Consider the following 12,209-nt stretch of genomic DNA (forward strand, 5'->3'; position numbering starts at 1 on the left):
TTCTCTCACTCTGGATATACAGATCCGGTTCTGTATATAATTCTATACTTTATCTCTTACTCTACAGCAAGCACATAGTAATAGATCGGCTGTCCGCCAAACTGAATATCCACATCTACATCCGGATACAGTTCTTCTATCTCTCCTGCGAATTTCTCCGCCTCTTCTTCTGATACTTCCTCTCCGTAATAGATACTGATCAGTTCGGAATCTTCATCTACCAGATTCGCAATCAGTTCTTTTGTAGTCTCTTCCAGATCTTTTCCTACCGCAAGGATTCCACTGTCACCGATACCCATGATATCTCCTTCATGGATCTCTTTGTCATCAATATGTGTATCTCTTACCGCATACGTCATCTGACCGGTCTTTACATTCTTGATCTCTTCCAACATAGCCTCTTCATTTGTCTTGGCATCTGCGTCCGGCATAAAGTTAATGATCGCTGTAATTCCCTGTGGTACAGTTTTAGTAGGGATTACGATGATCTCTTTATCTTCTACCAATGATTTTGCCTGGTTTGCTGCCAGAATAATGTTCTTGTTGTTCGGAAGGATAAATACCGTATCTGCATTTACCTGATCGATAGCATTCAGCATGTCCTCTGTACTTGGATTCATGGTCTGTCCGCCTTCGATGATATAATCTGCACCCAGTTCTTTGAATATCTCATTCATACCGGCTCCAATGGAAACGGTAATGAATCCCATTGCCTTTCTCGGCTCTGCTGTCTTCTTTTCTTCGTATGCAGCTTCTTCTTTTGCCTGTTCTTCTGCAAGCTTCTCCGCATCACGGATCAGTTTTTCCTGATGTTCTTCACGCATATTATCGATCTTCATCTTAGAAAGCTGTCCATAAGTCAGCGCTTTCTGGATCGCAAGTCCCGGATCATTGGTGTGTACGTGGATCTTCACGACATCATCATCCGCAACACATACGATGGAATCTCCGATCGAGCTTAAGAATTTCTTGAATTCATGTTCATCTTCTTCGGTAAATTCTTTTTCTGTCAGAATGATAAATTCTGTACAATATCCAAATTTGATATCTGCCGTATCTTCTGCATTCACCTTATTCACGGTAACACTTGTACTTGGTTTGATCGAACTGTAATCAATCTCTTTACCAAGGAATGCATCATATCCGCCTTTAATCACTTCCAGAAGTCCCTGTCCGCCGGAATCTACCACACCTGCTTCTTTTAATACCGGAAGCATCTCTGGTGTCTTATTCAGCACTTCCTCTGCATATTCGATCACAGCCGGGATGAATACTTCCAGATCATCTGTCTCTTCAGCCATCTCTGCTGCCTTTGTCGCAATTCCGCTGGCAACAGTAAGGATGGTTCCTTCCTTCGGCTTCATAACAGCCTTGTAAGCAGTATCTCTTGCTCTCTGGCATGCCGCAGCAAGTGCAAGCACATCAATCTCTTTCTCTTCTTTGATCGCCTTTGTAAATCCTCTTAAAAGCTGAGATAAGATAACTCCTGAGTTACCTCTCGCCCCGCGCAGGGATCCGGAAGAGATTGCCTTTGCAAGATCCTTCATCTCCGGGTTATTTAATGCTGTTACTTCTTTTGCCGCTGACATGATCGTCATAGACATATTTGTACCTGTATCTCCATCTGGTACCGGGAATACATTCAATTCGTTGATATAGTCTTTCTTTGCTTCAATGTTCTGAGCACCTGCAAGAAACATCTTTGCAAGCACGTCCACATTAATCGTTTTCGTAGCCACTTCTTACGTTCCTCCTTAAAATCCACAAACTAATCAATGACTCTTACGCCTTCAATATAGACGTTGATCTTATCTACCTGCATACCGGAAAATTCTTCCACTCTGTACTTCACATCACTGATCAGATTATCTGTTACAGCGGAAATGCTTACACCGTATGCCACAATAATGTGGAAGTCAATACTGATATGATTATCATCACTTATATTTACATGGATTCCTCTTGTCAGGCTCTCCTTTTTCAGCAGATGAACCAGGCCATCTTTCATATTTACAGCTGCCATTCCAACAATACCAAAACATTCAACCGCCACTGTTCCTGCATATTTTGCAATTACTTCAGGATCAATGGTAATAATTCCCAAATCTGTACTCATACACCCTTTCATAGCAAAACCTCCACTTCTTTTATTATCTTCTATCTAAATCAAAACATAATATATTTTATTATACTCTGTTTTACCGCTAATTACAATAGTTCTTATTGCGCAAAAAAACTCAGATTCCACACATCGAAATCTGAGTTTCAATACATCTTATGCACGCTCAACTTTTCCTGATTTCAAACAAGAAGTACAAACATACATCTTCTTTGTAGCTCCGTTTTCGGTTTTCACGCGAACAGATTTTACATTTGATTTCCACATCTTTGGTGATTTTCTATGAGAGTGGCTGACATTGTTTCCAAAGTGAGCACCCTTTTCACAAATAGCACATTTTGCCATGACTGCACCTCCTAACGCTCATAATAAGTTCTTTGTCCGAACTCGCAACAATAGTTATTCTAGCAGACTGTTGCAAGAATTGCAAGAGTTATTTGATATTTTTTTGTTTACTTTTCGATTTTCAGCAACAAAACAGGCAATATCCCACTGCAACGCACAGGATCATACACAAAATCTGGCAGAACAAACCTGGTATGACCAGTGCCAGAAGCATTCCTGCCGCTATCCAGAACAATGCAAATCCTACGATTCTTTTCACAGACACACACCTGCTTTTTGTACATTATATGTACACTGCCACAAAAAATGTCTGCTATTTTTCTGCTTCGTCAAGGATCTTATTCACATCCTCTTCCGTAACGTTATCTTCTTTTCGGGATGTAAAACGATCCATCACATCCGGTACCATATCCAGCAGCTTCGTGATCGTATCCTGATTCTTGATGTTCACAAGCTTGGTGTGACCATTCTGAATGACCAGCACCGCGCTTGGTGTCATCTTCCCGCCGATACCTCCGGCACCTTTTTCTTTCTTATCTGCGTTGAACGCACCTGCGCCTACCGCAAAGGATACATCTACCAGTGGTAAAATAATCGTATCGCCGATATGGATTGCTTCTCCTACTACCGTCTTGGATGATACCACTCCGTCCATACCATGGAACAGCGCTTCTACAGTCCCTTTGAAATTATTCTCAGCCATCTTCTTTCCTCCTTGCATTCTCTATATCTATAATTGAAACTTGCGGATATCATGATATGTCTTTCTGATCTCGCTGCACCACACCAGGTTCCACAGGAAGCAGACCAACGGCATCATGCGGAATCCACCGCGGACTCTGACTTTCCCTTTCAGTATCCTTCTTTCAAAATCAGGTTCCACTAACAGATGCTCTCCGATAAACGGATAGATCATACTTAACCCCGCCAGTGCCTGTCCTGTATGGTACGGATCTTCGAATCCAAATTGAACTTCACCTTTTATTACTTTCGGCTTCCAACGCTTTAACAGCTTGCCCGCCTCTTTTTTCACCTTCGAAAAAGCTTTCCTGTGCACCGGATCTTCCAATTCCTTCATAATTCTTTCTTTCTTATCCAATATGCTGTCCAGCTTTTCTTCTGCATGTCCAACCGTATGCTTTATCTTATCACAGAACTTTAAGATTGTACATTTTATCTTCGCAAATCTCCCAGCTTTTTCAGGAGTATTTTCCGGGATTTCTTCCACATTCTCCGGAAGCGTTTTACTGCTCTCCACAGTTCTTTTTTCTTCTTCAGGCTCTTCTTCCATTTCCGATAGTCTGCTACTGCTTTCCACTCTCTGTTCTTTCCGGTTTTCTTTCGAAGCTGTATTCTCTTTTTCATGAGCTTCCTCCTTCTCAGATTCTATCTTCGCAGTTTCTGTTTTCTCAACGTCTGTTTTCACCGGACGATCTTCCGATTTTTTCTTCTCAGTATCTGTATGTCCGCTTTTCTGCGGTTCACTTCCGAAAGATTTCCACGCAATCCTTACCCGCCATTTTAACTCCTGCTCTTCAAATGACACATCGATCCGTATCAGGCGCAAGAACCACGTCACGCGGCCGTATGCGCTGCTTTCCTTTATCTCTCCGGGCATTGACGCATCGAGCCGGTATCTCACCGGAACACACAAAAAGGTCACCAGAAGCAGAAGCAGCAGCCCGAGAATCACTGCAATTATGATCCCTATTATTTTTAAAATGATCAAAAGAATATGTAACACCATCTTATCTTCCCTGCTCTTTTTCTAATATATAAGACCGTATATCACATCCGCCCGTCTGTTCATATACTTCCTGTACGATCTGTTCTACCAGTTCTACCGCTTCCTCATATCCTTTTGTAATTCCTACCACGAACAGATCCTGTTCCGGAAATGCAGGCTGCTTAAACTGGAGTGTCGGATAGATTTCCAGTTGATTCTTTTCACTGATTGCCAGCGTGATCACATGCACACTCGGCTGCAGTTTTCCGGATTCCAGCTTGCGGATGATTTTCTCTTTTTTCTTTTCCAGTCCTTCTGTCAGGTACAGATGCTTATAGTATCGCATATTTCCCGTCCTTCTATACTTCTAATAATACGAGTCAAAAATCTCTTTTGCAACATTTACCGCCTTTGCAGTTCCATCCGAAGCTTCAATGATCACGCTTACAACCAGTTCCGGATCTTCCACATTCGACATACCGATGAACCAGGAGTGGTCTTTTTCTTTATCGGAACTATATTCTGCCGTACCGGTCTTTCCCGCTGCTGTGTAGCTCTGTCCGCTCAATACAGATGCTGTACCGTAATCTACTACACTCTTCATGTATTCTTTGATCTGGGCAGCTTCTTCAGCTGTCATAAGCTGCTTATATTCTTTCTGATCCGTCTCTTTCATGACCGCTCCCGATGCATTTGTCACCTTGTCAACCAGATACGGTTTCATCAACTTTCCGCCATTGGCGATAGCAGATGTGATCAGTGCCATATGATACGGGCTTACCTGCGTCTCCCCCTGTCCCATCGCCGTCATCATCTTTGTACCGTTTCCGGCAGAGCTATCCATCGTAAAGCTGCTCTTACTATACGGAAGATCCGAAGGCAGTTTTGAATCAAACAGAACTTCCTCCGCCGTCTTCTTAAATTTCACCGAATCCAGTGAAAGTCCTATATTCGAAAAAGATGTGTTGCACGAATATGCCAGACTTTCCTCCAGACTGACCTGCCCGTGGACATGTCCGTTATAGCAGTGAATCTTAATTCCACTGTTCTCGATCGAACCGGTACAATTATAAGAATAAGAACTGTAATCCGGATTCTCCCTCATGAATTCCAGAAGTGTCACAACTTTGAACGTAGAACCCGGTGCATACTGCCCCTGTGTCGCACGATTCAACAGTACACTGTTTTCATCTGTACTCAGAGCGTTCCAGCTGGATTCTACCGTATTCGGATCAAAGTCCGGCTTAGATACCATGGCAAGGATCTTTCCTGTCTTCGGCTCCATCACCACTACCGCACCTTTTTTCTCTCCCAGTGCCTGATATGCCGCTTCCTGAAGGTCCGAATCCAGTGTTGTCACAACCGTGTCTCCCATATTTTTTTTATCCTGGAATTCATTCTTCAACTTGATCAGGAAATTCTCATCCGAAGTCAGCAGGTCATAATTCTCCAGAGATTCGATCCCGGATTTGCCCTGTACGCTGTAACCGACCACATGTGCAAATACATCGCCATAAGGATACTCTCTTGTCTCGCTTCCGTCTGCTGCCGTATCGGTCTTCGCAAGCACATTCCCGTTCCTATCTACAATTGTTCCCCGGGTCACCCTCTTTGCATTCGAATTCTGTCTGGCATTATAAGGACTTCTGATGATCTCCTGGCTTTTTTTTACCTGAAAATATCCGATATATCCCAGCAGTACCAGAAAAAGCGCTACGAATACATACGTAACTCTAGCGAACTCTTTGTTTCTTGCGCGCTTTGCCTTGAGCCGCTTCTTTTCGCGCTTTTTGGCTTCTTTTCGCTCTTTGCGGGTCATATTCTGCCTCTCGATATCCCGCCGCACTCTCCTGTCGGCTTCTCTTTGCTCGTAACCGTTCTTTCTTCCTTCTCTCAATATCCTCTTCCTCGTCTTCTCTTAAAATATACAGTCCCTGGATAATTGCAAACATGATCAGCGTACTGATCAGAGAACTTCCGCCATAGCTTACCAGCGGAAGTGTTACACCTGTTGACGGAATGAACTTTGTCGCTCCTCCGATCGTTAAAAACACCTGGAATATATAACAGGTACCAAGTCCCAGCGCTACCATCTTATAAAACAGATTATGCAGCTGCATTGCGATATTTAAGAACATCACATAACAGCTCACACAGATCAGTATCAGACACATCGCATAGATCAGCCCCATCTCTTCTGAAATTGCAGAAAAGATGAAGTCCTCTGCCGATACCGGAATCGTGTCCGGCTGTCCCTGATAAAGTCCCGCTCCGAACCATCCGCCGGTCCCGATGGCAAATAATGACTGTGCTACCTGATAACCGCCTTTATCATATGTTCCAAACGGGTCTCTCCATACATTTACACGCGTCTTAACGTGCGTAAACAGATGATACGCCACAACTGCTCCGGCACTTCCCGCACCAAGTCCTGCGAGAATATAAAGCGGCTGATGTGTTGCCACATATAACATGACCAGATATACGACGAAGATAATAAGCGCCGCACCAAGGTCCTTAGATGCCACAAGGATCAACACATGAAATGCTGCAACTGCCGTCGTCACCACAATATCTTTAAATTCTGTAGAACGCTTAAAACTCGATGCCACGAAGAACACAAAGACAATCTTCACAAGTTCTGATGGCTGGATGTTGATTCCGGCAACCGTAAAGCCAAGCATTGCACCATAAGACACCTTACCTACAACCACTACTACCGCCAGCGACACGATACCGATAATTCCGTAAAGAATTCTCCATTCTGACAGAAAACGTGCTTTTCGGATAATGATCGGAATCACAAGGCAGAGCACAATTCCTGCTGCCGCGATCAGATACTGTTTCGCAGCCTTATCATAATTCAGTCTGGTGATCATGATAAAACCGATGCTGAGCAGCATACACATATTATTTACAACCAGACGTGATACTTTCGGATAAATAAAGCTATACAACAGGATCGTTCCTCCAAGAAGCGTCACCTGCATCAGATACAATGCCAGAATCTTTGTATCTTTTTTTTCCAGATACATCACAAGAAATGCCGTCAGATGCATCACAAACATCAGCACATTCTGCTTCCTGAGACAACGTTTCTTTTTATCCGGATCATAATATCCGAAGATACTGAAACACAGATACGTATACACTGTGATCATCAGTATCATCAGATATTTTGATAACTGTACAATTATGTTTACCAACTTTCCACCTACTTTACTCCTCTTTTAAAATGCCCCCTCGTATACTCCCGTATCTGAGGTTCCATCTTTTTTCCTTCTGTAAATGCATTCATATATATCTTACAGATTTCTTTTACCTGTTCTTTATTCTCAACTGTAAAATCCAGCCGTATCTGTGCAGGCATCAGCTTTCTGATCTCTTCCGCCTTATCCGCCAGGAACAACGGTGCTGAATTATACATTACATTATAACAGTCTCTGCAATAGCATCTGACTGTAAACTCCTTCTGATAACGGTCAGAAATCGTAAGTACTCCGCCTTTTCCGTCACAGGAAGCACTGGTCTTCTTTATACAGCCCGCACTGACCATCACCGGCTGGTATCCATATGCGATAAATGCCTGTTCTCCTATCCCAAGTTCTGCCAGCTCACGATCATTCAATTCCACCGGCGCTGTTCCCTGTCCGATCCCCAGATCCTTCAACTCTTCTTTTGCTTTTTGATTAAAAATGTAGAGATTATAATCACTGCGGATTTCTTTTTGGTATGCATGTTGTCTGAGCCACGCATAACTCTCCCAGTTGCGGATCAGTATACCATCATATTTTTCCTCGATTTTTGCATACATACGTTCATATCTGCGGATCGTACGTTCCCTGAAAATGTATGGCATCGCAAGGAAATACTGTACGCCGTTTTCACGTTCAAATTCTATCTTCTCATCCAGATACACACACCGTACTCCGCTGTTTACCGCTGCCTCAAGCTGTGCTTTTGACTGCACAGACGCAGATATACTGCATTCCTTTCCGGTGCTGTTCTTTTCCACGATTTTTTTTGTTTCTGTCTCACAATCCGCTTCTTCTCTCCGGTATTGCATCTGTATCTTCTCTGTCAGTTCTTTGATTCCTTCTCTTCGCAGTTCATTCAGCGCCTGCATCGGCAGGAACACATTTCCTTCTGTATGGATCTTCAGACGTTCAAACACAAACTCTGTATTGCCGGTCTTTCTCATCTGTTTTTCAATTCTTTTCGGATCCAACGGCTGCTTTTGCGCTTCCTGAACTTCCTGACCGGTACATTCCACGGTAATATTGCCATACGATACTGTTAGTTTAGCACGCTTTCCGACAGAAAATGTTAAAATACCATTAATTTTTTCTTGTACTTTTATATCCTGCCACGGTTTTTCCTCAGTGTTGCCATCTTTGGCATTCTTCGGACGCTTCAATGATATCATATCTCTGCCGTTATGCTGATGATAGTAGCCCTCACAATAACCACGCCTCTGGTAAGCAGCAAGCAGTTCCCGTTTATCAGCCTCTGACACCCGGTATGCCGATCTGTCTTTTCCTTCTTTCTGAAGCTTAAGATAATGATCCGCATATTTCCGATACATCCTTACAACCGTATAGACATATTCCGGCTGCTTCATTCTTCCTTCTATCTTAAATGAATCAACCCCCGCATCGATCAGTTCCGGCAAAATGTCTATTGTACACAGATCCTTCAGACTCATCAGATCTGCCGGTTTCTTTCCATCTATCTGATAAGGAAGACGGCACGGCTGTGCGCACTGTCCTCTGTTGCCGCTCCGTCCACCGATCATACTGCTCAGAAGGCACTGTCCGGAATAACAATAGCACAGTGCTCCATGTACAAAACATTCCATCTCCAGTCCCGTCTGTCTCTTCATATCACGGATTTCCCCGAGCGAAAGTTCTCTCGCCGGCACGACTCTCGTGATTCCGTATTGTTTTAAATGATCCGCTCCGAGCGTATTGGTAATGGTCATCTGTGTACTTGCATGTACCGGCATCTTGGGAAAATGCTCTCTGATATACTTTACCACACCGATATCCTGTACGATCACTCCATCCAGTCCCGCTCTGTAATACGGAAGCAGATATGCATACAATTCCTCCATCTCCCTGTCTTTCAGAAGTGTATTCACCGTCATATATATCTTTCTTCTGTGAATATGTACGTATTCAATTGCCTGCACCATATCTTCTTCCGAAAGATTCTGTGCATATGCCCTTGCTCCAAATCTGGTACCGCCAAGGTATACTGCATCCGCACCTGCGGCTATTGCTGCCTGCAGGCATTCCATCGAACCTGCCGGTGCCAATATCTCTACCACTCTGTTCATAGTCTCTTATCCTGTCTTTTCTTTCTTGTAAAAAAGGCTGTCGTGTGACAGCCTAATTCTTACTTATTATTCTTAATCTCTGTTTCCAGCTGTACGATCTTCATCTGAAGTTCCTTATTCTCTTCCTTCAGCTTGTCCATCGCTTTCTCTGCATTCTCCAGCTTGATCTGAACGGATATCAGTTCATGCTTTAAGTCATACATCTCTTTATCTTTTGCCTCGATATCACTTTCCAGTGTACCGCCCTGCTTCTTCGCCTTAAAGTAATCATCCGCAATGTTCAGCGCCAGCAGAATACTTCTGGTCTCTGCGCTCTGCTTGCGATATCCCTCACTATTGCTGCATTCGTCCAGCTTATGGTTCAGATATGTAGAAACTTTCTGTAAATAGTCTTCACTTTCAAATCCACTTAAAGTAAAAACCTTTCCTCCTATTAATACTTCTGTATAGTTTTTTGATGATGCCATAAGAAGCCTCCTCGAACTTTCATAATTTCTGATAACTATTATAAACTAATCTGTAAGAAAAACCAACTATTTTATTCATTTTCCTTACAAATTCCCAGATGGGCATATGCCGCATCCGTCACGACTCTTCCTCTTGGAGTTCTCTGAATAAACCCATTCTTCAACAGATATGGCTCATATACATCCTCAATCGTACCCGGATCTTCTCCGATCGATGCCGCAAGCGTCTCCAATCCGACCGGGCCGCCGCCGAATTTCCCGATCATAGCCAGAAGGATCCCTCTGTCCGTCTGATCCAGACCTTCCTTATCCACATCCAGAAGATCCAGTGCATAATCCGCCACTTCTTCTGTGATGTAGCCGTCATATTTCACCTGGGCAAAATCCCGGACACGCTTTAACAGACGATTGGCAAGTCTCGGAGTCCCCCGCGAACGTCTCGCCATCGCATATGCACCATTTTCATCAATCCCGACTTCCAGAACCTTTGCCGAACGTAAAATGATCATCTTCAGTTCTTCGACCGTATAATATTCCATCCTGGTCACCACACCGAAGCGGTCCCTCAAAGGCGCTGTCAGCATACCTGCCCTTGTCGTTGCCCCTACCAGGGTGAATTTTGGAAGATCCAGACGGATCGATCTTGCCGAAGCGCCTTTTCCGATCATAATATCGATCGCATAGTCTTCCATCGCCGGATACAGCACTTCCTCCACCTGACGGTTCAGGCGGTGGATCTCATCTACAAAAAGGACATCCCCTTCCTGCAGGTTATTCAGGATTGCCGCCATCTCTCCCGGCTTTTCGATCGCCGGTCCTGATGTGATCTTCATATTTACATTCATCTCATTGGCAATGATTCCCGCAAGTGTCGTCTTTCCAAGTCCCGGAGGTCCATAGAACAAGAGATGATCCAGTGCCTCGCCCCTCGCCTTTGCCGCTTCAATATAAATCTTCAGCATTTCTTTTGCTTTTGCCTGACCAATGTAATCTTCCAGAAGCTGAGGTCTTAAATGATTCTCGATCCTGACATCTTCTTCCAGATTCTCAGTCGTCATAATTCTTCTGCTCATCTGTCTGCCTTACCTTCTACAACATATATTTCAGAGACTGACGGAGAACATCTTCCACACTCATTTCTTCCGTAATCTCTACCTGTCTGACTGCTTTTAATGCCTCGGTATTGCCATACCCAAGTGCAACCAGTGCCTGTACCGCTTCTCCTGTCATCTCATTTGCCATGCCTGCAGATGTATCTGCCGTGTTCTGCACTGCATTCACGGTATTCTCAAGCGCATCCTCCAGCTTCAACTTGTCTTTTAATTCCAGAATCAGCTTCTCCGCCGTCTTTTTACCGATTCCCGGTGCCGCCTGGATTGCCTTTACATCATTCGACGCAACCGCAAATCTCAGATCATCGGGTCCGAGTGCCGAAAGAATCCCAAGACCGCCTTTCGGTCCGATCCCGCTGACACCGATCAGAAGCCGGAATACACGGAGTTCATCCCTGGTAAGAAAGCCATATAACTGCATCAGATCTTCCTTTACATGCAGATAGGTGTGGATCTTTACTTCTTTTCCAAGAGCCGGAAGCCTGCCCATTGCGGTTCCTGCCATGTAGATTCCATATCCGACACCGCCGACATCTACAATGACCTTGTCTTCTTCCATTCCTTCCAGAATTCCACGTATATATGTAATCATAGTTCCTCCATCAAAACTGTATATTCTTAATTCTCTTCAACATTTCCGCCGACACGATCCCGATCACCAGTCCGGTGATCAGTCCTGCGACCAGAAGCACCGGGAAATAATAACCGACACTGAATGTCTCCACCACAAGCATTGCAACGATCAGCTGTCCCACATTGTGGAACACTCCGCCCGCCACACTGATTCCCATCACACTGAATCCTTTGCTCTTCTTCAAGAGCGCCATTACCGTCAGACTTAACAATCCACCGGCCAGGCTGTAAATGATACTGAAATAATTTCCAAATATGAATCCTGACAGTAGTACTCTGACCACAGACAACAGATATACCTCCGTCAGCTTCATCTTATATAACGCGATCACGATCACCAGATTCGCAAGCCCGAGCTTCACTCCCGGGATTCCGAAATTGATAGGGATCAGCGTCTCCACATAGCTGAATATCAGCGCCAGTGCCGTAAACACTCCAAAATATGCCACTCTGTTCTTCACAATGTCCC

General features: G+C 44.1%; 14 protein-coding genes. All 14 read right to left on the reverse strand.

The annotated features are described in order from the left end of the window. Positions 1-56: 56 nt before the first annotated feature. The 14 genes from NKF87_RS07725 to NKF87_RS07790 all read right to left on the reverse strand — a co-directional run bounded on the left by NKF87_RS07725 (position 57) and on the right by NKF87_RS07790 (position 12,201). Complete coding sequence (locus tag NKF87_RS07725) at positions 57-1,739, reverse strand: DAK2 domain-containing protein (protein WP_118225679.1); 1,683 nt, start codon at positions 1,737-1,739, stop codon at positions 57-59. Between the two features lie 29 nt (positions 1,740-1,768). Continuing rightward, positions 1,769-2,128 (reverse strand): Asp23/Gls24 family envelope stress response protein, encoded by a 360-nt coding sequence (locus NKF87_RS07730; RefSeq protein ID WP_022415555.1) that lies wholly within the window; start codon positions 2,126-2,128, stop codon positions 1,769-1,771. A 147-nt stretch (positions 2,129-2,275) separates the two neighbouring features. Further along, a complete protein-coding gene (rpmB, locus tag NKF87_RS07735; protein ID WP_022415556.1) occupies positions 2,276-2,464 on the reverse strand; it encodes a 50S ribosomal protein L28 in 189 nt (62 codons plus the stop codon). Positions 2,465-2,585: 121 nt separating this feature from the next. Beyond that, positions 2,586-2,723, reverse strand: a complete 138-nt coding sequence (locus NKF87_RS07740; protein WP_171029403.1) for a hypothetical protein — start codon at positions 2,721-2,723, stop codon at positions 2,586-2,588. Positions 2,724-2,777: 54 nt separating this feature from the next. Continuing rightward, entirely contained in the window at positions 2,778-3,167 is a 390-nt protein-coding gene (locus NKF87_RS07745) for a GerW family sporulation protein (RefSeq protein ID WP_055283804.1), read from the reverse strand. A 27-nt stretch (positions 3,168-3,194) separates the two neighbouring features. Then, on the reverse strand, positions 3,195-4,211 hold the full coding sequence (locus NKF87_RS07750; protein ID WP_253583379.1) for a DUF2953 domain-containing protein: 1,017 nt from the start codon (positions 4,209-4,211) through the stop codon (positions 3,195-3,197). A 1-nt stretch (position 4,212) separates the two neighbouring features. Beyond that, the gene (locus tag NKF87_RS07755; protein ID WP_028085828.1) at positions 4,213-4,536 is read right to left on the reverse strand and encodes a hypothetical protein; all 324 of its coding nucleotides are present in this window, start codon (positions 4,534-4,536) and stop codon (positions 4,213-4,215) included. Between the two features lie 21 nt (positions 4,537-4,557). After that, entirely contained in the window at positions 4,558-5,886 is a 1,329-nt protein-coding gene (locus NKF87_RS07760) for a peptidoglycan D,D-transpeptidase FtsI family protein (RefSeq protein WP_253584324.1), read from the reverse strand. Positions 5,887-5,923: 37 nt separating this feature from the next. Beyond that, positions 5,924-7,396, reverse strand: coding sequence for an FtsW/RodA/SpoVE family cell cycle protein (locus NKF87_RS07765; RefSeq protein ID WP_117597390.1), 1,473 nt, complete (start codon positions 7,394-7,396; stop codon positions 5,924-5,926). Positions 7,397-7,404: 8 nt separating this feature from the next. After that, a complete protein-coding gene (locus tag NKF87_RS07770) occupies positions 7,405-9,528 on the reverse strand; it encodes a U32 family peptidase (RefSeq protein WP_253583380.1) in 2,124 nt (707 codons plus the stop codon). Between the two features lie 59 nt (positions 9,529-9,587). After that, positions 9,588-9,995, reverse strand: a complete 408-nt coding sequence (gene zapA, locus NKF87_RS07775; protein WP_006427639.1) for a cell division protein ZapA — start codon at positions 9,993-9,995, stop codon at positions 9,588-9,590. Between the two features lie 71 nt (positions 9,996-10,066). Continuing rightward, positions 10,067-11,068: a Holliday junction branch migration DNA helicase RuvB gene (gene ruvB / locus NKF87_RS07780; protein WP_117597388.1), complete on the reverse strand. Its 1,002-nt coding sequence runs from the start codon at positions 11,066-11,068 to the stop codon at positions 10,067-10,069. Between the two features lie 16 nt (positions 11,069-11,084). Next, the gene (ruvA, locus tag NKF87_RS07785; protein WP_055283816.1) at positions 11,085-11,699 is read right to left on the reverse strand and encodes a Holliday junction branch migration protein RuvA; all 615 of its coding nucleotides are present in this window, start codon (positions 11,697-11,699) and stop codon (positions 11,085-11,087) included. A gap of 10 nt (positions 11,700-11,709) precedes the next feature. Beyond that, positions 11,710-12,201: a Gx transporter family protein gene (locus NKF87_RS07790; RefSeq protein ID WP_028085834.1), complete on the reverse strand. Its 492-nt coding sequence runs from the start codon at positions 12,199-12,201 to the stop codon at positions 11,710-11,712. Positions 12,202-12,209 lie beyond the last annotated feature (8 nt).

This window comes from Dorea longicatena, assembly GCF_024168045.1.
Lineage (GTDB): Bacteria > Bacillota > Clostridia > Lachnospirales > Lachnospiraceae > Dorea_A.

Coding starts and splice junctions, on each gene's coding strand:
- NKF87_RS07730 (WP_022415555.1), bottom strand. CDS start 2,128: ATGAAAGGGTGTATGAGTACAGATTTGGGAATTATTACCATTGATCCT.
- rpmB (WP_022415556.1), bottom strand. CDS start 2,464: ATGGCAAAATGTGCTATTTGTGAAAAGGGTGCTCACTTTGGAAACAAT.
- NKF87_RS07745 (WP_055283804.1), bottom strand. CDS start 3,167: ATGGCTGAGAATAATTTCAAAGGGACTGTAGAAGCGCTGTTCCATGGT.
- NKF87_RS07750 (WP_253583379.1), bottom strand. CDS start 4,211: ATGGTGTTACATATTCTTTTGATCATTTTAAAAATAATAGGGATCATA.
- NKF87_RS07755 (WP_028085828.1), bottom strand. CDS start 4,536: ATGCGATACTATAAGCATCTGTACCTGACAGAAGGACTGGAAAAGAAA.
- NKF87_RS07770 (WP_253583380.1), bottom strand. CDS start 9,528: ATGAACAGAGTGGTAGAGATATTGGCACCGGCAGGTTCGATGGAATGC.
- zapA (WP_006427639.1), bottom strand. CDS start 9,995: ATGGCATCATCAAAAAACTATACAGAAGTATTAATAGGAGGAAAGGTT.
- ruvB (WP_117597388.1), bottom strand. CDS start 11,068: ATGAGCAGAAGAATTATGACGACTGAGAATCTGGAAGAAGATGTCAGG.
- ruvA (WP_055283816.1), bottom strand. CDS start 11,699: ATGATTACATATATACGTGGAATTCTGGAAGGAATGGAAGAAGACAAG.